Annotated in this window: 15 protein-coding genes; 3 read left to right on the forward strand and 12 right to left on the reverse strand. The window is 68.6% G+C overall.

Annotated features, from left to right (window positions below; all coding sequences use genetic code 11):
- Positions 1 to 14 precede the first annotated feature (14 nt).
- Together pdxY and CK625_RS02330 are read right to left on the reverse strand one after the other, a co-directional pair.
- The gene (pdxY, locus tag CK625_RS02325) at positions 15 to 878 is read right to left on the reverse strand and encodes a pyridoxal kinase PdxY (protein ID WP_095538628.1); all 864 of its coding nucleotides are present in this window, start codon (positions 876 to 878) and stop codon (positions 15 to 17) included.
- 223 nt (positions 879 to 1101) lie between these two features.
- The gene (locus tag CK625_RS02330) at positions 1102 to 1434 is read right to left on the reverse strand and encodes a hypothetical protein (RefSeq protein WP_095538629.1); all 333 of its coding nucleotides are present in this window, start codon (positions 1432 to 1434) and stop codon (positions 1102 to 1104) included.
- 216 nt (positions 1435 to 1650) lie between these two features.
- On the opposite strand from CK625_RS02330, the gene ppk1 reads away from it, so the two are divergent.
- Together ppk1 and glnA are read left to right on the forward strand one after the other, a co-directional pair.
- On the forward strand, positions 1651 to 4233 hold the full coding sequence (ppk1, locus tag CK625_RS02335; RefSeq protein WP_095538630.1) for a polyphosphate kinase 1: 2583 nt from the start codon (positions 1651 to 1653) through the stop codon (positions 4231 to 4233).
- Positions 4234 to 4444: 211 nt separating this feature from the next.
- The gene (glnA, locus tag CK625_RS02340) at positions 4445 to 5860 is read left to right on the forward strand and encodes a type I glutamate--ammonia ligase (RefSeq protein ID WP_095538631.1); all 1416 of its coding nucleotides are present in this window, start codon (positions 4445 to 4447) and stop codon (positions 5858 to 5860) included.
- Positions 5861 to 5911: 51 nt separating this feature from the next.
- Here glnA and CK625_RS02345 read toward each other — a convergent pair whose 3' ends face one another.
- The 9 genes from CK625_RS02345 to CK625_RS02385 all read right to left on the reverse strand — a co-directional run bounded on the left by CK625_RS02345 (position 5912) and on the right by CK625_RS02385 (position 19411).
- Positions 5912 to 6508, reverse strand: a complete 597-nt coding sequence (locus CK625_RS02345; protein WP_095538632.1) for an RES family NAD+ phosphorylase — start codon at positions 6506 to 6508, stop codon at positions 5912 to 5914.
- 12 nt (positions 6509 to 6520) lie between these two features.
- Positions 6521 to 7153, reverse strand: coding sequence for an integrase (locus CK625_RS02350; protein WP_095538633.1), 633 nt, complete (start codon positions 7151 to 7153; stop codon positions 6521 to 6523).
- Positions 7154 to 7486: 333 nt separating this feature from the next.
- Positions 7487 to 9286, reverse strand: a complete 1800-nt coding sequence (locus CK625_RS02355; RefSeq protein WP_095538634.1) for an ABC transporter ATP-binding protein — start codon at positions 9284 to 9286, stop codon at positions 7487 to 7489.
- Complete coding sequence (locus CK625_RS02360; protein ID WP_095539041.1) at positions 9283 to 11004, reverse strand: ABC transporter ATP-binding protein; 1722 nt, start codon at positions 11002 to 11004, stop codon at positions 9283 to 9285. Before CK625_RS02360 ends, CK625_RS02355 begins: the two co-directional genes overlap by 4 nt.
- A gap of 180 nt (positions 11005 to 11184) precedes the next feature.
- On the reverse strand, positions 11185 to 13335 hold the full coding sequence (locus CK625_RS02365; protein ID WP_095538635.1) for a TonB-dependent receptor: 2151 nt from the start codon (positions 13333 to 13335) through the stop codon (positions 11185 to 11187).
- Positions 13336 to 13438: 103 nt separating this feature from the next.
- Entirely contained in the window at positions 13439 to 14536 is a 1098-nt protein-coding gene (locus CK625_RS02370) for a helix-turn-helix transcriptional regulator (RefSeq protein ID WP_172425063.1), read from the reverse strand.
- A 460-nt stretch (positions 14537 to 14996) separates the two neighbouring features.
- The gene (locus CK625_RS02375; protein WP_095538637.1) at positions 14997 to 16340 is read right to left on the reverse strand and encodes an MFS transporter; all 1344 of its coding nucleotides are present in this window, start codon (positions 16338 to 16340) and stop codon (positions 14997 to 14999) included.
- A 6-nt stretch (positions 16341 to 16346) separates the two neighbouring features.
- A complete protein-coding gene (locus tag CK625_RS02380) occupies positions 16347 to 17405 on the reverse strand; it encodes a class I SAM-dependent methyltransferase (protein ID WP_095538638.1) in 1059 nt (352 codons plus the stop codon).
- A gap of 8 nt (positions 17406 to 17413) precedes the next feature.
- Positions 17414 to 19411: a TonB-dependent receptor gene (locus CK625_RS02385; protein ID WP_095538639.1), complete on the reverse strand. Its 1998-nt coding sequence runs from the start codon at positions 19409 to 19411 to the stop codon at positions 17414 to 17416.
- 166 nt (positions 19412 to 19577) lie between these two features.
- On the opposite strand from CK625_RS02385, the gene CK625_RS02390 reads away from it, so the two are divergent.
- Positions 19578 to 20639, forward strand: a complete 1062-nt coding sequence (locus tag CK625_RS02390) for a helix-turn-helix domain-containing protein (protein WP_095538640.1) — start codon at positions 19578 to 19580, stop codon at positions 20637 to 20639.
- Here CK625_RS02390 and CK625_RS02395 read toward each other — a convergent pair.
- Complete coding sequence (locus CK625_RS02395) at positions 20573 to 21814, reverse strand: hypothetical protein (RefSeq protein WP_095538641.1); 1242 nt, start codon at positions 21812 to 21814, stop codon at positions 20573 to 20575. The genes CK625_RS02390 and CK625_RS02395 overlap by 67 nt on opposite strands.
- Positions 21815 to 21870 lie beyond the last annotated feature (56 nt).

The raw sequence follows: 21870 nt of genomic DNA on the forward strand, positions 1-21870 counted from the left end.
GACTGCCGACTGCTTTAAAGCGCCACCACCTCGAACTGCTGCTGCGGTTGCACGATCTGCGCCTGCTGCTCGATCAGCGGCAGATCGCGCTGGCCATCCTGGGTGTGGCCCACCAGCGCGTACAGGCTGGCCGTGGCCTGTTGCAGCGCCTCGGGCAGCGGGCGTTGTTGCAGCAGGTGCGCCAGCAAAATGGCTGAGAATGCATCGCCCATGCCATTGGGCAGCGGCGTGCGCGCAATGATGGGCGTGTGCACGGCCCAGGCCTGCTGGGCGCGCACGGCCAGCGTGGCCAGTTGGCCCTTTTGGGCAATCTCAGGCGTGAGCAGGCTGGTGATGACCACTGTCTTGCCCGTGCCTGCAATGTGGCGGCGTGCCACCTCTACCGCATGGGCGGTGGATTGCAGCGTCACCCCCATGAGCTGCTCGAACTCGAACTGGTTGGGCGTGATGATGTCCGCCGCCGCCAGGGTGTGGTCGCGGTGGTATTCGGCAATGCCTGGGCGCACGAACACGCCGCGCCCCACGTCGCCGAACACCGGATCGCACAGGTACAGCGCCGCCGGGTTGGCCTGGCGTACGCGCTGGGCAATGTCGATGATGGCATCGCCAATGCTGCTGTCGCCCATGTAACCAGAGAGCACGGCGGAAATCTTTGGCAGCAGGCCGCGCTCCTCAATGCCCTGGAACACCTCGCGCAGGTGCGCCACATCAAACACCTGGCCGCGAAACGCGCCATAGCCCGTGTGGTTGGAGAACTGCACCGTGTGCACGGGCAGGACTTCGATGCCCAGGCGCTGCATGGCAAACACCGCCGCCGAATTGCCGGCATGGCCGTAGGCGACGTGCGATTGGACGGAAAGGACAAGAGGTGCGCTCATGGTCGGTGAGATCGGTGAGAAGAAAAGGGCCGTAGGAGAAAAAAGAGCGCAAGTATGCCTGCAAGCCGTGGCGGCAGGCGGCTTGCCGGGCCAGAAAAGTGCCGCCCGGCCAGATTGGATGGCGACATTGCGGGTTTTCACAAAGCAGGCGGAGAAAGCCCCGAACCTGCCCAAGCGCTTTTGCCCGCCCGCGCCAAGAGGTTGAGCGGGCAGCTTACGCGGCTTACAGCGCGCGCAGCGTGTACAGCCCTTCGCCCATGTGGCGCTGGGGGCCGAACACGGCCTGCATGGCGTGGGTTTCGGCCAGGCGCCAGCTTTCGAAGACGTGGCGCTGGGCGTCGGGCAGGTTTTCCACGTCGATGCCTTCGGCGCTGCCCGTGCCCTGGGCCTGCACGATGGCGACGAAGGCCTGATAGGTGGGCAAGACCAGCGCGGCGTCGCCCAGGGATTGAGCCAGGGCCTGGGCGAAGGCCTGTTGCGCCTGCTGGCGCTGGTGCGGCGGCAGCTCTTCGGGCAGCCAAAGCTCGATGGCAAAGGGCAGGGCGGTGTGGGGCATGTGGGCAGGCAATGGCTGTGGCGGGCGGGCCATTGTAGGCAGCGTGTTGCTGGCGCGCCGGCCGTGCCTTGGGTTTTGCCTTCGGCCCTTGCGCACTGGTTTTGGCGTACCGGCCAGCAAGGCGTGAGAAGTTGAGCGCGGCAGGCGCTTTGTCTGTGCCGCAGGGCGCAAGGCGTGCGACACTTGCGGCGCTTTTTTTGACATACGGCATTGCGCATGGCCCGAAAGAAATCCCCCGAAAAATCCACCGCTGCTTTTGTTGCACAGGCCCAGCCGCTGGCGCTGCCCAGTGGCGAACAAGGCAAGTTGGCAGTGCAGGCATCGCAGCAGCCAGAACAGCCCAGGCCGGGCAAGGGCCCGAAAGCGGCCAAGCAGCGCAGCGATCGCAAGAAGACTGCCAAGGCCAGCAAGGCGGATAAGGCGGGCAAGGCCGCGAAGCAGGCCAAACCGCCCAAACCATCCAAGCAGGCTAGGCAAACCCAAAAGACCGGCGCCGCCGTGCCGCAGCCTGGCGCGCTGGTGCTGCGCCGCGCCGATGCCGACAGCCTCAGCGATGCGCTGCGCACGGCCCAGGCGCTGCAGGCCACGACGGGCTCGGCCTGGAGCCTGAGCCGCAAGCAGATCGAGGCCGAGAGCGAGCTGATCGTGCACCTGGCGCGGCCCGATGGCATTGCCTGGCTGGATCGGGACGGCAGCATTCTGGATTTCAACGAGCGGGTGTTCGACTGGGCCGAGCGCGACGATGTGCCGCTGCTGGAGCGGCTGCGCTATCTGTGCATCGTCTCTTCCAACCTGGATGAGTTCTTCGAGGTGCGCGTGGCCGACCACCTGGAGGCCGCGCGCGATGGCGTGGAGGACGACGAGTTTTCCGTGCAGAGCTATGCGCGCCTGTCGCACAAGGCGCAGCAGCTGGTGCAGCGCCAGTACGCGCTCTACAACAAGGCGCTGCTGCCGGCGCTGCAGGAGCAGGGCATCCAGATCTTCTCGCACGGCAAGCGCAATGCCGGCCAACGCCGCTGGGTCAAGGAGTATTTCGAGCGCGAGGTGCGGCCGCTGCTGACGCCGGTGGCGCTCGATCCGGCGCACCCCTTCCCGCAGGTGGCCAACAAGACGCTGAATTTCATTGTGCGCCTCGATGGCGAGGACGCCTTTGGCAATCGCAACGAGATCGCCATCGTCAAAGTGCCGCGCGTGCTGTCGCGCTTTGTGCGCCTGCCCGATGCGCTGGCCGGGGGCAAGGGCAAGATCGGCGTGATCAGCCTATCGAGCATCATCCGCACGCACCTGCCCGAGCTGTTTCCGGGGCGCAAGGTGGTGGAGTTTTCGCAGTTTCGCGTCACGCGCCACTCGGATCTGGCCGTCACCGAGGGCGAGGTGCAGAACCTGCGCACGGCGCTGCGCAGGGGCCTGCAGCACCGGCACTTCGGCAAGGCCACGCGCATCGAGGTCTCGCACGGCTGCTCGGCGCCGATTGTGAACTTGCTGCTGGCCGAGTTCGAGCTGCCCGAGCAGGCGCTGTTCCGCGTCGAGGGGCCGGTGAATCTGGTGCGCCTGAACCAGGTCATCGACCTGGTCGATGGCGAGCGCCCGGCGCTGCTGTTTGCGCGCTGGATCCCGCAGTGGCCGCGCTCGCTCAAGAACAGTGAAAACCTGTTTGCGCGCATCCGCCAGAAGGACGTGCTGATCCACCAGCCGTTCGAGAGTTTTGACGCCGTGGTGGAGTTTCTGCGCCAGGCCGTCAAGGATCCGGACGTGCTGGCCATCAAGCAGACGGTTTACCGCACCGGCGCCGACTCGGTGATGATGGAGCTGCTGCGCGAGGCCGTGCGCAAGGGCAAGGAGGTCACCGCCGTGGTCGAGCTCAAGGCGCGCTTTGACGAGGAGAACAACATCAACTGGGCCGAGATGCTCGAGGCCATCGGCGTGCAGGTGGTCTATGGCATCGTCGGCCTGAAGACGCACGGCAAGATGCTGCTGGTCACGCGCCGCGAGGCGCGCGGCCTCAAGCGCTACGGGCATTTGTCCACCGGCAACTACAACCCGCGCACGGCCAAGCTCTACACCGATTTGAGCTATCTGACGGCCAACGACGCCATCACCGCCGACATGGACGCCGTCTTCACGCTGCTGGCCAGCCAGGTGGCGCTGCCGCCGCTCAACCGCCTGCTGGTGGCGCCCTTCACGCTGCATGCCACGCTGATGGAGCACATCGCCCAGGCCCAGGCTGCGGCCCAGGCCTGCCAGCCGGCGCGCATCGTCGCCAAGATGAACGCGCTGACCGACTGGAAGCTGGCCGCCGCCCTGCACCAGGCGGCCCAGCACGGCGTGCAGATCGACCTGATCGTGCGCGCGGCCTGCGTGCTGCCGGCGCTGCACGCCACGCCCGCCGGCGGCGCCATCCGCATCCGCTCCATCGTCGGGCGCTTTCTGGAGCACACGCGGGTGTTCTTCTTCCAGGCCGGCCAGCAGGAGCAGCTGTACCTGGCCAGCGCCGACTGGATGAACCGCAACATGGCTCGGCGCGTGGAGCTGGCCTGGCCGGTGCGCGACGCGGCGCTGCGCCAGCGCATCGTGGACGAATGCCTGGTGGCCTATCTGATGGACGACCAGGACGCCTGGGTGCTGCAAGAAGATGGCCAGTACCGCCGCCTCGATGGCGACACCGTGGGCGTGAGCGCCCAGCAAATGCTGGCGCATTACTTCAGCACGGCCTCGGCCCTGCGCCCGCGCCCGCGCAGCGCGGGCTCTTCCTCGGCCGCGCAGTTGACTGCGCGCACCAAGAGCGCCAAGAAAAAATAGCGCCAGCAGGCAGCGCCCGCTTGCGGGCCACGACAAAGCCCGGCTCGCGCTGGTGCGATACGACATGCAGTAAGCTTCGCGCCGCGCGCGCGGCGCCAAGCCAGTGCGCAGCTTTTTTCATGCTGCCGGCCGGGCAGGCGCGGCGCCCTGGGGCTTGATGCCCCCAACCACTTTCCCCACACCGAGTTTTCCTACGAGCAGGAGCGCCCTTATGGCAAAAACAGTCGACGACGTCATGGCAATGGTCGAAGAAAACGAAATCAAGTTCATTGATTTGCGCTTCACCGACACCCGTGGCAAAGAGCAGCACGTGACCGTGCCAGTGTCCCATTTCGATGAGGACAAGTTCCACAGCGGCCATGCGTTCGACGGCTCCTCCATGCCGGGCTGGAAGGGCGTCGAAGCCTCGGACATGCTGCTCATGCCCGACCCCGATACCGCCAACATCGATCCCTTCTTCCAGGAGCCCACGCTGTTTCTGACCTGCGATGTGGTCGATCCGGCCGACGGCACCCCTTATGAACGCGACCCGCGCAGCATCGCCAAGCGCGCCGAGGCCTATCTGAAAGCCTCCGGCCTGGGCGACACCGCCTACTTCGGCCCCGAGCCGGAGTTCTTCCTGTTTGACGGCGTGCGCTGGGAGAACACCCCCGGCAAGGTCGGCTTTGAAATCGAAGAATACGAAGCGCCCTGGAACAGCGGCGCCAAGCTCGAAGGCGGCAACCGCGGCCACCGCCCCGGCCCCAAGGGCGGCTACGTGCCCGTGCCGCCGGTGGACAGCACGCAGGACATGCGCGCCGAAATGTCGCTGGTGCTCGAATCGCTGGGCATCCCCGTCGAAGTCTTTCACCACGAAGTGGGCGCGGCCGGGCAAAACGAAATCGGCACCCAGTTCAGCACCCTGGTCAAGCGCGCGGACTGGACGCAGCTGCAAAAGTACGTCATCCACAACGTCGCCAACCTCTACGGCAAGACGGCCACCTTCATGCCCAAGCCCATCGTGGGCGACAACGGCTCGGGCATGCACGTGCACCAATCGGTCTGGAAGGATGGCAAGAACCTGTTTGCCGGCGACGGCTATGCGGGCCTGTCGGACTTTGCGCTGTACTACATCGGCGGCCTCATCAAGCACGCGCGCGCGCTCAACGCCATCACCAACCCCGGCACCAACAGCTACAAGCGCCTGGTGCCTGGCTTTGAAGCGCCGGTCAAGCTGGCCTACTCGGCCAAGAACCGCTCGGCCTCCATCCGCGTGCCCTTCGTCACCAACCCCAAGGCGCGGCGCGTGGAAGCGCGCTTTCCCGATCCGCTGATGAACCCCTACCTGGGCTTTGCCGCGCTGCTCATGGCCGGGCTGGACGGGGTGGAAAACAAAATCCACCCCGGCGAGGCGGCCACCAAAGACCTGTACCACCTGCCGCCCGAGGAAGACGCGCTCATTCCCACCGTCTGCCACAGCCTGGACCAGGCGCTCGAAGCGCTGGACGCTGACCGGGCTTTCCTCACCAAAGGCGGCGTGTTCACCGACGCCATGCTGGATGCCTACATCGAGCTGAAGATGGGCGAAGTCACGCGCTTTCGCCAGGCCGTGCACCCGCTGGAATTCGAGATGTATTACTCGCTGTGAGCGCCTGTTGGCTGGTCTCTTGCTCACTTGCGCTGGGGCGCGTGCGGATTTTTAGATGTCTTGTATGCCAATGCGGTAAGCCTTGACGAAATCTGGCCAATCCCGGTGCAGATCCAGGTCGATGTCGTCATCGACGCGCAGTTTGGCGACCGCGCGATCGAACAGCGCGATGCTCTTGGCCGGGTAGTTGTTGCGCGATGGATAAAGCACGCCGTCGAACAATGGCTGGCCGTTGCACCCTTGCAGGGCATGCACCTGGGCCGACAAGCGCTGTGTGTGTGCGTAGTCCCGGCAGGCCAGTTGCGCCAGATTCATGCCCAGGCCAGCGGCCATGAAGCCCGGTGCCGTGAAATCGGCCAGGTGGATGTTGGCCATCACCTCGATGACGCGCACCATCCGCTGCCGAACCTCCTGCAGCGTGATGACGCGGCTTGGAGCCTCAAGCCACAGGTGTTTGTGAAACACCGACTCCATCAGCGCAGTGGGCAGCTCAAAGCCCAGATAGAGCACGCCATAGCCTCGCGCTGGATCGTCGTAGCGGTTGGCTGCATTTCGGCCAAAGTGCAGAGGCGTGTGCCGATAGGCGGTGCGGCTTACATGCTGCAAGAGTTCACCGGCCTGGATCTGAAATGACGGCCAGTCATGCATGGGCGCGCCGCATCAGCGTGCCTGAACGCCCAGGGCGTTGCACACGGCTTCGAGTACGGATTGGAGCGTCTCGGGCGTCACCGCTGCCACCGGCGAGCGCCCCCCCAGACCTTCCAGCGGTTCGGACAAAGCGCGGTAGAGGCTCCAGTGATCAATGCCTGGGAGCTGCTCAAGCGCGGCCTGTGTCAATTGCTGCTTGACCGGATCAAGCTGCCAGTCGGGCAGCCTTTGGCGCTGCGGGCCCACTTTCAGCGCCAGCAGTTTGCGGGCGGCGATGTCCTTGTAGATTTGCTGGCGCGACTTGTCTGCCAGTTGGGCGAAATCCGCAGGGCTGAGGTTGTGCGGCTGCTTGAAAGCCTGCAGCAGCATGGCGCGGCCTCGTTGAATGTCGGTTTCACTGGGCATCCAGCGCGTATCCGCACGCAGCGCGGCCGCCTTGCTGACAAACGGTTGCGAGGAGGCCGCGTCCACCGCAGGATTGGGCATAGACAGCTTTGCTGCGGCAAGACGCTCCTGGAAAAAGGCCTGCAATTGAGCCGCAAAGGCCTTGGCATCGCGGATTTCGATGCTGTTTGCAAAGCGCTGCACATCGCGCACCGTCACAGCTGGCAGATGTTCGCTCATGAATTCGATGGCTTTGGGCATACCGGTCTCTGAACTGGGTTTGTGATGGCGAGGAAGTTATTCTCCTTTGTCGCGTTTGTCAATTTTGACTCGTCTGAATCCCATGCCTGACTGTCAGAGCGCCCGCCTATGGCTGCATCGTGCAGTCGCCCGCTCAACAGGTGCCAAGGCAATGGACGGAGCGGCTTTTTCAGAGCCTGTTCAAAGTCTCGGCGCGAGTGGGCAAGAAGCGGTTTGGGATGGGCTGCAAGGCGCAAAACGCAGACGGGCCGCGTGGCCCGGCGAGGCTTTGCAACGCCGCAGACCGCCCCAATCCGCTTGCTTGCCTGCCGTGCGGAGACTTTGAACAGGCTCTCAAACCCGCCACTGCCTGGCGCCTTGCTGGGCGCGCCAGAGGGCGGCGTAGCGGCCATCTTTGGCCAGCAGTTCGGCGTGCGTGCCTGTCTCCAGGGCGCGGCCCTGGTCGATGACGATGATTTGCCCGGCCCCGGCGATGGTGGAGAGGCGGTGGGCGATGACGATCACGGTGCGCTCGCGCACCAGCGCCTCGATGGCGCGCTGCACGGCCAGCTCGCTTTCGGTATCGAGCGCGGCGGTGGGCTCGTCCAGCACGACGATGGGCGCATCTTTCAGCATCGCCCGGGCGATGCTGATGCGCTGGCGCTCGCCGCCCGAGAGGCTGGCGCCCATTTCGCCGATGCGGGTGTGCCAGCCCTGGGGCAGGCGCTCGATGAAGTCCAGGCACTGCGCGGCGCGGGCGGCCTGGCGCACTTCGTCTTCGCTGGCCTCGGGGCGGGCCATGCGGATGTTGGCCAGCACGCTGTCGTTGAACAGGTACACGTCCTGAAAGACGACGGAAACCAGCCGCCCCAGCGACTCGGGCGGGATGTGGCGCACGTCCACCCCGCCAATGCACACGCGGCCGGCCTGCGGATCGGCATGGCGCATGAGCAGGCGGGTGATGGTGGTTTTGCCCCCGCCCGAGGGGCCGACCAGCGCCGTCATGCCGCGCGCGGGCAGGCGGGCGCAAAAGCCTTGCAGCACGGGCGGGGCGCCGCCGGCGTAGGCGAAGTCCACGTTCTCAAAGGCAATGTCGAAGGCCGTGGGCGCCTGCGCGGGCGCGGCTTGCGGCAGCGGTGGCACGGCCAGCAGGGCGTGAATGCGCTCCAGCCCGGTTTCGATGAGTTCCACGATGGCCGTCATCGACACCACGGTCGAGAGCGGCTCGCCAAAGCGCGCCAGCATCACGGCCACGGCGGCCAGCACGGCCACGTCCATCTGCCCGCGCACGGCCCAGCTCACCCCCGCGGCCATGACCAGCAGCAGCGACAGCTCCACCACGCTGCTGATGATGAGGTTGGGCCGCAGCCCTTTTTTCTGCCCCAGCGCCTGCATGCGTTCCAGCCGCTCGAAGCTCTCTTGCAGGCGCGCGGCGCGCGCGCCGGTGCAGCGCGCCGCGCGCAGCACGGCCAGGCCCTGGGCGTACTCCAGCACGTCGCCGCTGCACTGCGCGTTGGCCTCGGCCAGCGCGCGCATGCCGCGCCCGAAAGCGGGCCGCCGCCAGCGGTACAGAGGTATCAGCGCCGGAAACACCAGCAGCAGGGCCAGGCCCAGCCGCCAGTCCCAGGCCAGCACGCCCAGCGCGGCGGCCAGCGGCGTCAGCGCCGACTGGGTGATGAGCGTGGCGATGGTGATGGTGTAGTTCAGCCCCTCGTCCACGTTGCCCAGCAGGGCCGCGCCCATTTCGCCCGCGCGTTTTTGCTGCAATTGCAGCAGCGGCATGCGGCGAAGCTGCTCGCCCACCAGGCTGCGCAGGTGGTGCACGGCGTCGGCTTGCTGGCCGCCGTAGTCGAACCACTGCGCCCGCCAGCGCAGCGCCAGCGCGGCCAGCGCCAGCGCCCCAAAGCCCAGCAGCCAGGGCAGCGCCGCCGCCAGCGCTTGAGCGCCAGCCACACGGCCCTGCGCCGCAGGCAGCAGCGCGCTGAAGATGGGCAGCATCAGCGCCAGCGCCAGCCCTTGCAGCACGGCGGCGGCGGCCAGCATCAGCAGGCTGCGCCGCAGCGCGTGCGCATGGGGCGCGGCGCTGTCGATGAGCAGCCGCCAGGTGGCGCGCCAAGACCGGGAGCGGGTGGGGGCGCGTGCAGGGGCATTCATGCCTGCCCCCCTGGCAGGCGCCAGCCCTGCGCCTGCTCCCAGCTGTGCCACAGGCGGGCGTAGCGCCCGCCCTGGGCCAGCAGCGCCGCGTGCCGTCCCTGCTCCAGCAATCGGCCCTGGTCAAACACCAGAATCTGGTCGGCGTCCTGCACGGTGGCCAGGCGGTGCGCCACCAGCAGCACGGTCTTGCCCCGCATCAGGGCCGCCAGCGCCTGCACCAGCGCGGCCTCGTTCTCGGGGTCGGCAAAGGCGGTGGCCTCGTCCAGCACCAGGATGGGGCGGCCCTGCAAGATGGCGCGGGCGATGGTGATGCGCTGGCGCTGGCCGCCCGAGAGCTGCACGCCGCGCTCGCCCGCCGGGCTGTCGTAGCCCTGCGGCAGCGCCATGATGAATTCGTGCGCCTGCGCCGCGCGGGCGGCGGCCATCACCGCGTCCATGCTGGCCTCGGGGCAGCCCAGGCGGATGTTGTCGGCGATGCTGCCGGCAAAGAGAAAGGTGTCCTGAAACACGAAGGCCACCTGCTGCATCAGCGTGTCGGCCCGCATCTCGCGCACGTTGGCGCCGCCCACCAGCACGCGGCCCGCGCTCACGTCCCAAAAGCGCGGAATCAGCCGCGCCACCGTGCTCTTGCCCGCGCCCGACGGGCCCACCAGCGCCGTCACGCGGCCTGCCGGGGCCGTGAAGCTCACCCCTTGCAGCGCGGGCGCGCCGCCTGCTTCGTAGCGGAAATGCACGTTGTCAAACACCACGCTGGCGTCCTGCGGCTGCGCGCCTGGCGCGGCCACTTCGGGCTGGGGCGGCTCGGCCAGCAGGCGCTGGATGCGGCCCACGCTGAGCTTGGCCTTTTCGATCAAGTGGTGCAGGCTCATCAGCGGCATCAGCGATTCGGCCAGCCCCGCGCCCAGCAGCAGCGCCGCCACCCACACATCGAATGTCAGCCTGCCGCCCGCCAGCAGCCACGCGCCCAGCCCCAGCAGCACCGCCAGCGTGGGCAGCATGGAGAGAATGGCGATCGAAAAGCGCGCCACGAAGCGCACGCTGGCGTACCAGTGCCGCAGCACCTGCCGGTAGGCCGCCAGCGCCGCCTGGTAGCGCCCGAAGCTGGCGCTGCCCGTGTCAAAGGTGCGCACCACCGGCATGGCCTGCACGAACTCGACGATGGCCGCGGCCACCTGCTCGCGCGCGGCGTTGTAGCGCGCGCTCACCTCGCGGCTGCCGCCGACGATGAGCGCCATCAGCGCAAAGCCCAGCGCGGGCACGGCCAGCGCCGCCAGCGCCAGCCGCCAGTCCAGCCACAGCAGGGCCGCCAGCGCCGCCAGCGGCGCGGCGCAGGCCCGCGCGAACAGCGGCGTGGAATCGGCCACGAACACATGCAGCGCCTGCACGTCGTCGTGTATCACCTTGGCCACGGGCCCCGCGCCCAGCGCCTGCGCCCGCCCCAGCGGCAGCCGCGCCAGGTGCGCCGCCAGCCGCGTGCGCAGCAGCACCTCCAGCCGGAAGGCCGCGTGGTGCGACACGTCAAAGGCCAGCAGCCGCAGCACGAAGGCCGCCACCGTGCACAGCGCCAGCGCCAGCATGGGCGCCCAGGGCCACTGCCCCGGCGCCAGCAGCAGCGCGCGCAGCGCCAGCGCCAGACAGGCCAGCGCCCCCACGCCCAGCGCCGCCGAGGCGCAGGCCAGCGCCACGGCCAGCCCCACGCGCTCGCGCACCGGGGCCATGATGCGCCAGGGGCTGTCCGTGGCGGGCGGCTGATCAGAAGCGGCGGGCGCGGCCGGTGCGGCGGACTCAGGCGCTTGGCTCATGGGCGGGCAAGAGGTTCGTTGCGATCACAAGCCCATCTGCTTGCGCACCTGGGCTGCTGGGCCAAATCCAGTCTGGCTTGATGAAGCTTGATGAGATCAGAAGTGGTGCGTCAGCCCGACGCCGAAGCTGCGCCCGCGCGCGGGCATGCCCGCTTGCAGGCCGGGCCTGATCTGGTAGCCGAAAAGGTCGTAGCGCTCGTCCAGCAGGTTGTCGCCCCACAGGTACAGCTCGGTGTTGCCGCTGACCAGGCCCAGGCGCAGGTCCACTTTGTTGTAGCTGTCCAGGTCAAAGCTGTTTTGCACATCGGCGGCGCGTTTGCCCACGTGGCGCAGCGTCAGGCGCGCGTTGAGCACGGGCGAGCGCAGGCCCCAGAAGGCAGGCAGCGCGCGCTGCCACTGCACGCCCAGCAGGGCAGACAGGCGCGGCACGTCGGGCAGGCGGTTGCCCGCGCGCACGTCGCCCGCCGGGGTGTTGGTGATGACGTCGCGGCGGATGTCGCCCTTGATCCAGCTCAGCGCGCCGCTGAAGCTCAAGCCGCCGCCAGCGCGCCACTGCGCATCCAGCTCCAGCCCCTGGCTGCGGGCATCGGCGTTGATGTACTGGTTGGCCAGGGTGCCGGGGTTGAAGGCGATCAGGTGGTCGTTTTTGACGCGGCTGGCAAACAGCGCCGCGTTCAGGCGCAGGCGCCCGCCTGCCAGCTCGTTCTTGACGCCCAGCTCCAGCGTGTCCACCTTGCTGCTGAGGTAGGGCACGCCGTCGGCTGCCTGCGTGGCGTATTCGTTGAAGCCGCCGGCCTTGGCGCCGCGCGCATAGGTCAGGTAGACATTGGTTTGCGCGCTGGCGGCCCAGCCCAGGCCCAGGCGGCCGGTGGTCAGGCCATCGCTCAGGCTGCGGCTGTCGGATGCGTTGGCAAAACCCCGCGGGCTGTAGAGAGCGTCGTAGTGTTTGCGCTCGCGTGTGTGGCGCAGGCCGGTGGTGAGCTTGAGCTGCTGGCCCAGCGGCCAGGTGGCTTCGCCATAAATGGCGCTGGCGCGGGTGTCCATGTCGTGGTCGAACAGGCCGCCAGGGTGGCTTTGCATGTAGCGGCGGCGGCTGTGGTAGTGGTTCAGGCCCGCGACCCAGAAGGTGCGGCTGCCCGGCAGCGAGGCAAGGCGCAGGTCGTGGTTCCAGTTCGTGCCGTTTTCCAGCACCCGCTGGGGCAACTCCATGTTCACGCCGAGCATGGGCAGGACGACTTCGCTGCCGGTCATGTTGATGACATCGCTGTCCGTGCGCTCATGGCTGCTGGCCGCCGTCAGCCGCGCCCAGGGCAGATCGTGCTGCAATTGCACGGCGTATTGGCCGATCTGGCGGCGGTTGTCGTCGATCAGCCCGTCGCGGCTCAGGCTCTGGCCCGGCGGATCGCCATAAGGGCGCAGCAGCATGGAGCCCTGATAGCGCCGGGCGTCGTGACGGCTGGCGCGCAGCACGACCTCGGTAGCGGCCTGCGGCTGCCACAGCAGGCTGGCGCGCCAGCTCAAGTCGCGCGGACGCGAGACGGGCTTGCCCGTGTTCAGGTTCACGTAGTCGTAGTCCTGCGCGTTGTGGCGCAGGGCCAGGCGGGCGGCGGCGCGCTCGCCCAGCGGCAGATTGAACGCGCCTTCGGCCAAGTGCTGGTGGCCGCTGCCCGCTTCGGCGCGGGCGTGGCCGCCGGTGTGGCCCAGCACAGGACGGCGGGTACGGATATTGAGCGCGCCTGCGCTGCTGCTGCGGCCAAACAGGGCATTTTGCGGGCCTTTGAGCACTTCGACCTGCTCCACATCCAGCATGCCCAGCGCTGCGTTGCCCACGCTGGTGGGAACGCCATCCACATCGACGACCACGGACGTGTCGTCCGGCCCTGACTGGTAAAGCGAGCCGATGCCGCGTATGCGCACGTTGGCGTTGCTGGCGCCGCCCCAGGTGTTGACCTCCACGCCCGGCGTGCCGCGCAGCAGATCCTCCAGATGGTTGAGGCGGCGCTCCTCCAGCTCGACTTCATCCACGGCCTGCACCGTCAAAGGCAGGTCGCGCACCTGCTCGGCGCTGCGGCGGGCTTGTACGGTGATGGCGGGCAGGGTGGTGATGCTCTCTGGATCGGCAGGGGCAGCCGGCGTTTGCCCCGCGGCAGGCAGTGCAGCGCAGGCCAGCAGGGCGGCGGCCAGAACAGGGCAAACACGGCCTTGAGGCCAAGACTGAAGAGGGGGCACGGCAGTCTCCTTGTCCATTTGTCAAAAATGGTCAATGAAATATTTGAATGCAAGTCATTTTTGTTGACTTGCCATCGCCAAAGCGGGAAACGGCTGGCCCGGACGGGAAATTAATCAGGCGTCAGGATGGGGTGTGCCCGCGCGCGGCTTCGCGCAGGCTGGAGGGCAGGTGGCCGTGCGCCTGCGCAAAGGCGCGGGCAAAGCGGCTGGCGCTGGCATAGCCCACGTGGCGGGCCACTTCCTGCACGCTCCATCGCCCTTCTTCCAGCAAGGCCGCGGCCTGCTGCATGCGCAACTGGCGCAGGTAAGCGGCCACGCCCAGGCCGGTGCGGGCCTTGAAGTCGCGCTTCAGATAGCACTCATTGGTGCCGATGCGCCGCGCCAGCGCGTGGATGGAAAGGGGCTGGGCGTATTCGGCGTGGATGATGTCCAGCGCCTCGTCCACGGCGCGGCGCTGGCGCGCGTGCAGGGGGCTGTGCGCGTGCGCATCGGGCAGGGCCAGCCACTGCCCCAGCAGACCCAGGGCCAGTCCTTCAAGTTGCAGGCTGTGCGCCAGGGGCATGCCTGGCGCGCTGGTTTGCGCGCTGCCCTGCCAGGCCATGTGCAGGGCCAGCAGGCGGGCGGCGTCGCGCCGCATGGCCGCGTTCATGGGCAGGGCGTTGATGGGCTGCAAATCATTGCGGCGCCGCAGGCAATGCAGCAGGCGTTGCTCGGCCAGGTGCCCTTCGGGCTGGGCCAGCCAGTGCAGCAAGGCGGTATGCGGCAAGGCCAATGCCACGTAACGCACCGTGCCGGGGTGAACAAGCTGGCCCCTCTGGCAATCGGCCACGCCGCAGCCCCAGTATATCGCGCCCTCGCCATCCACGTGCTCGCGCTGCCCGCTGCTGTCGCGCCAGCTCATGCCGCCAGCAATCGGGTAGAACAGGGTGAGGGCGCTGGCATCGGGCTGGTCTGCGGGCTTGAAACAAACCCCTTTGGGCGCGTGCATGTGAAAGCTGCACAGCGCCAGGCCGCCAGGCATTTCCGCCAGGCCCGCGCAGCCGCGCATGGCGCTCTCGGCGAACACGCTGCGCGCCTCGCGCCGCCCGCCCGCCACGTCGCTGACCGGCAGCCAGCGCCCCAGATTGCGCTGCATGCAGTCAAACGGCAGCAAGGGCTCGCCGTCGCTGGCCGTGGCCGCAGCAGCGGAGGCAGACAAGGCATCAGGGGCGGACGACATGCGGCAAGGCTCCAATCCGGGGTGCTCCGGCAGTGCGGCACCCCGGCAGGGCGGGCCTGCGGAATGCCGTATTGCAAATGACTTGCATTTTGCATCAAAGGGCTGGCCGCGCCGTCCGCATCGCCTGTGAGAGGTGTATGGCTGCCGCACGATGGAGCGCGCCAATAACAGTTGCGGGCGCTGATGTCCTTGTAGATGCTGGCGCGACTTGTCTGCGAGTTTGGCGAAATTTGAAGGGCTCAGATTGTGAGGCTGCTTGAGAGCTTGCAGCAGCTTGGCTGTCGGTGCCAAGAGCCTCAGAACCTGTTCAAAATCTCTGTACGGCGAGCAATGAATCGGATTTGGGCGGTCTGCGGCGTTGCAAAGCCTCGCCATAGCTGCGGCTATGGCTGTGTTTTGCGCCTTGCAGCCCATCCCAAACCGCTTCTTGCCCGCTCGCACCGGGATTTTGAACAGGTTCTCAGCCATTGCCTGTGACGGCATCGCGCAGCCGCCAGCTTAGCGCGCAAACCAGGGCCAGCCAGGCTGTCAGTGCGCCCAGCATGGCGCCGTAGCCCAGGCGGTCGAGCAGCAGGCCCGCCAGCAGCGGGGCCAGCGAGCGGGCGCTGATGAACAGGCTGGACTGGATGCCGTAGTCCAGCGCCTGCAGCGGCGCGCGGGTGTGGCGCATCATCAGGCCGAACAGCAGCGCTGCGCTGGCGCCCATGGCCATGGCCAGCGCAGCGGCGGCGGCCAACAGGGCTGGTTTGCCCAGGCCGCTGGCTACGGCAGTGCCCAGAGCGGCCATGGCCAGCAGGTTGAATCCGGCAAACAGTGGCAGGGTGCGGCGCACGCCCACCCGGTGGGTCAGGTGTGCGCTGGCCAGGCTGGCCAGGGCGCTGAGCAGGCCGCCGGCCACGCCAACGCCCCAGGCGATGTGTTCTTCGGCAAAGCCTTGGTCGAGCATCAGGGGCTTGAGATACACCCAGCCAGCGCCCACGGCGGGGAAATAGCACAGCAGCAGCAGCGCCCAGGCCCGGCGCGGCTTGGGCTGGAAATAGGCCAGTACATTGGCTGGCACATCGGTCAGCCGAGCTTTTTGGTGTGCCGCTGCGGGGGGCTGCCCGGCGCCTTGGGGCGGTGGCGGGATGGCTGCCGTTGTGGCGCTCGTGTGCAGCGGCAGCAGAAGCAGGGCCAGCATGCCGATGAGCACGGCGGCGGCCAATGCGGCAAAGGGCCAGAACCAGCCCAGCCGGGCGTGCAGCACCAGCATCAGCCCGCCGCCTGCGATGGCGCCCAGCGAGGTGGCGGCCGAGCGGATGGCGCCCGCGCGGGTGTGCTCGGATGGGGGCAGGATGCGGATGGCCAGGGCGTTGACGGGCACGTCGGCCCAGGTGCCCAGCAGGCTGGCGAGCATGAGCAGGGCGAACAGGGTTTGGGGCGTGGTGCTGTGCAGCGGGTGCAGCGCCAGGATCAGCAGCGCGGCGGCGTAGGCCAGGCCCAGCGCCAGGGCCCAGTTGCGGTAGTTGACTGCGCCGTGCCGGTCAGCATCGCTCCGGTCAGCGCCACCCCGGACAGCGGCACGGCCCGAGCGCAAAGGCCAACGGTCGATGGGGGCGGCGAGGGCGAATTTCAGCATGGCGGGCAGGCCGGCCAGTTGCAGCAGGCCGATCTCGGCGCCGCTCCAGCCGTGCTGGCGCAGCGCCAGCGGCAGGCCGATGAACAGATAGACGGTGGGCGCGGTCAGCGCCAGGTTGAGCCAGCCGATCAGCCCTTGCTGCGGCCACCAGCGGCGCGATGGCGTGTGCGTTTGCCGTGTGTGCATGGGGTTTCAGTTCAGGGGCGCGCGGCCTGCGTGTACCCAGACCGGGGTCATGGGCAAGGCAGCCAGGCCCAGGGTTTGGATGTCCGTCAGGCCCGCCTGCGCCATGAGGCGGGGGATTTCGCCTTCCTGCGGCAGGTATTGGCCGCGCAGGGCCAGCGGGCCGTAAAAGGGCAGGGTTTGGGCCGCCAGTTCGGCGTGGCGGGTCTGCTCGGCATGGGCCAGCAGCAACAGGCCGCCGGGCCGGAGCGCGGCGCGTGCCTGACACAGCAGGGCCAGTGGGTCGCGCAGAAAGTGCAGCAGGGCCGAGCACCAGATCAGGCCGTAGCCTTCTTCCCCCGCCAACGCGGGGAAGTCCTCATTCAGGTCGCAGGCTTGGGCGCGCAGGCGGGCGCTCAGGCCCGCGGCCTGGATGTTGGCCTGTGCCACGGCTGCCGCTTCGGCCTGGTCGCACACCGTGCCTTGCCAGCCGGGCAGGCGCTGCGCCAGGGCGATGGCAACCCAGCCCGGCCCGCCGCCCAGGTCGAGAAAGTGGCCGCGCCCGGGCAGCTCGGGCAGGGTGTCGAGCAAGGCCAGGGCGGCCGGCGCGGTGATGGCTTGCTGCTCTTGCGCGATGTGCTGGCGCGCAGCTTCGCCCCAGGTGGTCAAGGGCGCGGGCGCGGCAGCGGGGGCGTTGCCGCCGTGGCGCAGCAGCGCAGGCCATTGCGCGGCGAACTGGCGCAGAAAGCGCATGCGAAACAGCCAGGCTTGGGCGATGTTCTCGCCGCTGCCCTCGATCAGCCAGTGCTGTGCCTGGGGCGAGGCTGCGTACAGCGGCGCGCCGGGGTGGGCGGCGCGCTCGTGCCGGGCCAGCCAGCCCATGCTCCACAGCAGCTCCAGCCACAGGGCCGTGGCCTTGGGGGCCAGCGCCAGGCGCTGGGCCACGGCATCGGCTGGCAGGGGCTGGCGCAGCAGGGGCAGCAGGCCGAGCTCCAGCGCCTGCTCCAGTGCGTTGGCCTGCATGGGGGCGGCGGCCATGACCCACAGCGATGGCAAGGGGTTGTTTTGCAAAGGGGCATGCAAGGGCATCGCGCACCTCAATGCTGCCAGCTCAGGCGCAGACTGATTTCGCGCGGCGGGCTGTAGACGGTGACAAAGCCGTTCTGGTAGCCCACGGCGTCGTAGGTGGTGTTGCCGGCATTGCGCACATGGGCGCTGATCTCCCACGGGCCGCGCTGGTAGCCAGCGGCCAGGTTGAGCAGCGCGTGGCCACGGCGCTGGTGGCGGTTGGCGGCATCCAGATAGACCTTGCTGCTGCCCGTCAGGCCAGCTTGGGCGTACCAGCCCTGCGGCGCGTCGTAGCGCAGGCTGGCATGGCCGCTCAGGCGCGGCGCAAAGGGATTGCGTTTGCCGCTGTAGTCGGCCGCGCCATCGACGAAGCGCGCAAAGCGCGTGCGGTTGGCGGCCAGCCCGGCCTTGAGTTGCCAGCCCCCGCCGAGCAAATAGTCCAGATCCCACTCCAGCCCCTGGGAGCGCGCGCTGGCGGCATTGGTCAGGTACATGAAGCCCGGCCTGGGCATTTGCATCACCTGCATGTCGCCGATGCGCATGTGGTAGAGCGCCAGCGTGTGGCGCAGGCGCTTGTCCAGCGCCCAGCCCTTGAGGCCGGTTTCGTAGGACCAGCTCGTCTCCGGCGCGAAGGGCGCGTGGTCGGTGGCCACCGACAAGGCATTGAAGCCGCCGCTGCGCACGCCCCGGCTGACGCTGGCATACCACTGCTGCTCTGGCCGCAGTTGGTATTGCAGCGCCAGCTTGGGTGAGAGGTGGCGCCAGGATTGCCGCCGCGCCGCCTGGCCCTGCGGCGTGATGCGGGCGCGCTGCTGCTCGATGCGTGCGCCAGCGGCCAGGCTCCAGCGCTCGCTCAGCGGCAGGCTCCAGTGCGTGAACCAGGCCAGCGTGCGCTTGTTCATCAGTGAGCGCGGCTGGTCGAGCTGGCCCATGCGCTGGCTTCGGTAGTGCAGGCGGTGGCGGTCTTGCGCAAGGTATAGGCCGCCCAGCCATTGGGCCTGGCCCAGTTGACCCTCCAGCCGCAATTCCTGCGAGAGCGTGCGCAGCCGGTTGTCGCGGCCGACGTGCAGTGCATCGGCCGGGGTGAAGTCCGTGTCCTGCTGCGTGTGGTCGGAAAAACGGCTCCAGGCCGTGATGGCATGCCAGCGCAGGCCCGCGCCCCCATCGTGCGTGGCGTGCAGCGACAGCGATTGCCCGCCTGAGCGGTTCCAACCGGGCGTGCCCGAGGCCACCTGCGCGCGCGGCTGGCGCGGGCTGCCCCAGCGGTTGGCGCCATCGTCGTAGTCCTGCCGCGCGTAGCGCAGCACGGCCTCGGTGTGGGCCGTGGGCGTCCAGCGCAGGCCCAGCTTCAGCTGGCTGTTTTGGCGTGCGTCGTCCCGCACGCCCGTGTGCTGATTGCGGATGAAGCCCTGCTGGCGCATGGCGCTGGCGGCGATGCTGGCGTAAAGCTGGCCCTCGACCACGGGGCGGCTGAGCGCGAACTGCGCGCGCCGCAAATTGCGGCTGCCCAGCTCGGCGGCCACGCGGGTGCGCGGCGTGCCATCAATGGGCTGGCTGTGGATGGCGATCACCCCGGCCTGGGCATTGGCCCCGTACAGCGTCGATTGCGGGCCGCGCAGCACTTCGATGCGGGCCACATCCAGCAGCGCGTCCTCAAAGCCCTGCGCCGTGGGCGTGGGCACGCCATCGACCAGGAGCAGCGCCGAGGTGGCAAAGCTGTTGAAGTTGGCCGTCAGCCCGCGCAGCACTGGCGCATTCAGGCCCGCCTGGCCAAAGGGCTGGAAGGACAGGCCCGGCGCACGCCCTTCGAGCTGGGCCAGGCTGTGCAGGTTCTCGGCCTGCACGTCCAGCGCATCGAGCACGGCCGCGCTGGCGGGCGTTAGCTCCAGCGCCTGCGGCGTTTTGTCGGCGGTGACGATGATGGCGGGCAGCTGCGCCGGGGCGGTCGGGCTCTGTGCCCAGGCTGAGGCAGGCAAGGCCAGCGCCAGCGGCAAGGCGCTGGGCCAGCGGGAAAAACGGGTTCTCATGTCGTGCTCCGAAAGGCGTTTTTGTGCCTGGGCACTGTAAATTTTTTGTGAGAATTGCTCTCATTCAAAACATAGGCATTCCGGAGCAAGACATAGGCAATCCGGACTGTCAGGCTCCCGCGTACCAACGGGCAGGGGCCCAAAGCCACAAGCCAAGGACGACGCCATGCCAGAACCCGCCGCAACCGCCAGCGCCGCAAGACCCATCGAAGACACCGCCATCACCAGCGCAGACGGCGCGGCCAGGGCGCGCGGTTGGCAGCGCCAGGCGCTGCCGCCGCAGGCGGGCCTGTGCTACAGCGAGTTCCTGCCCGTGGCCGATGGGCTGACGCTGGCCTATTCGCATTACGCGCCCCGCCGCGATCTGGTGCAGCGCAGCGAGCAATCCCACGCCGGGCGCGTGCTGATCTTGACGCTGGGCTTGCAAGGGCATTCCTTCACCCTCGATGGCGCAGGCCAGCGCTTTGACTTCGCCAGCGGGCACAGCACCATCAGCGCCTTTGCCCACGTGCAGGGGCAAAGGCACTTCCCGGCCGGGCAGACCACCCGCCAGTTGCGCCTGCTGGTGCAGGAGCGCGCCTTGCACCAGTACGGACTGCAAGCCGCGCTGGCCGATATGGCGCAGGCCGAGCAGGCGCGGCTGCTGTTCTTTGGCCGCAGCGATGGCGCGGCCCAGCATCTGGCCCAGCGCCTGCTGCACCTGCGCGCGCAGAGCCGCGCATCCCTGGGAGTGAACTCGGCCATGCCTGCGCCCAGCCCCTTGCAGTGGCACATCGCCAGCCTCAGCCTGCTGGCCGAGCTGCTGCGGCATCTGCCAGGCGGCGCAGCAGCCCGGGCCGATGCCACAGCCAATGCCGCGGCCCCTGCGCGCCGCTTGCGCGGCAGTGAGCAAGACCGCCTGCTGCGCGCCCGCGAGCTGCTGATGCAACAGTACGCCCAGCCGCTGAGCATCGGCTACCTGTGCACGGCCGTGGGTTTGAGCGAATGCCAGCTCAAGCGCGGCTTTCGGGCGCTGTTTGGCACCAGCGCCTATCGCATGCTGACCGCCATCCGCATGGAAAAAGCCCGGGAGCTGCTGGAGCAGGGGCTGTACGTCTCCACCGTCGCCTACCGCGTGGGCTACCAGCACCCCTCCAGCTTCAGCGCCGCCTTTGAGCGCCACTACGGCATGCCGCCCAAGGCCGTGGCGCGCACGCGCGGCTCGAGCAGCGCCGCGCCGTTGCGGTAGCGCAGATTGCCGCTGGCGCCCAGGATGCGCGCCGGCGCGTGCAGCAGGGCCTGGAAGAAGCTGGCCGCATCGGCAAAGCGCCGGTGGCCGGCGAGGGCGTCCGTCTCCGACAGCAGCACGCAGCCGGCCAGCGGCCCCTGCGTGGGCAGGATCCAATATTCGCGCTCCATGCCGCACTGGGCAAAGCACACGGCGCTGTGCAGCCAGTCGGGCAGGGCGCCTGGCTGCTCGGGCCAGCCGTGCTGGCGCGCCGCTTGCAGCATGCGGGCCTGTTGCTGGGGCCATTGCTCGATGGCAAAGAGCTCCAGCCCCACGGTGTCGCCGTGGCAGAACAGGCGCGCGCCGTTGTGGCTGGCGTAGGCGGCCAGCAGGCCGGCCAGCGGCGCGCCCCACAGGGCCTGGTAGAACTCCAGCAAATCCGGCTCGGGCGCGGGCTGGCTGTGGTGTTGCATGGGCAGCCAGGCGCTGGCGCCATCGGCCAGGGCCTGCAGCGCCAGGCGCGGGTGCGCCTGGGTGATGGCGCGCAGGGCTGGCGGCTGGCTGGGGCCATCGTCTTGCGGCGCTTGCGCAGGCTGCGTCGCCTGCGGCTGGGGGGCGTGGGCATCGGCTGCGCCGCCTGCTGCGGCGGCAGTGGTGGCGTCGGCATCGGTGATGGCGGCGGGCCAGGGCAACTCGGCCAATTCATCGCGCAGCAGCTGCGCCACGGTGTGGGCAAAGGCCTCGCCATGCAGGTCGATGGCGGCGTCGGTGCCGGCCCAGTCCTGGCCGCCGAAATGTTCCTGCGGCGTGGCTTGGGTGCTGAAGTGCAGGTCTTCGTGGCCGAGCTGGCTGAAGGTGATGGTCAGCGGCGGTTGGGCCTGGCCTTGCAGCGCCTGACTGAGGATGTCGGCCAGCATCTCCTGCCCGGCCAGCGCGGCCAGGGCCTGGATGCGCTGCAGCGCTGCGCGCTCGTGCGCCAGCCAGAGGGCGATGGACTGCCTGCCCAGGCAAAAGCGCAGCAAATCCCACCAGCCCTGCCAGGCCGGCTGCAGCGGCCCCTGGGCCTGCTGCGCCTGCAGCTGCTGGTGCAGCTGGTCGAGCAGCCAGAAGGGGCTTTTGTGCGCGGCCTGCCGGGCCAGCTGTTCGAGCAGCGGCTCGCCGACCGGCGTGGCAGGGCTTGAGGTGGGCGTGGGCATCGTGGCTCAGAACCTGTTCAAGATCTCGGGCGAGTGGGCAAAAAGCGGTTGGCGAT

The organism is Vandammella animalimorsus (genome assembly GCF_002285265.1).
In the GTDB taxonomy this organism is placed as follows: domain Bacteria; phylum Pseudomonadota; class Gammaproteobacteria; order Burkholderiales; family Burkholderiaceae_C; genus Lampropedia.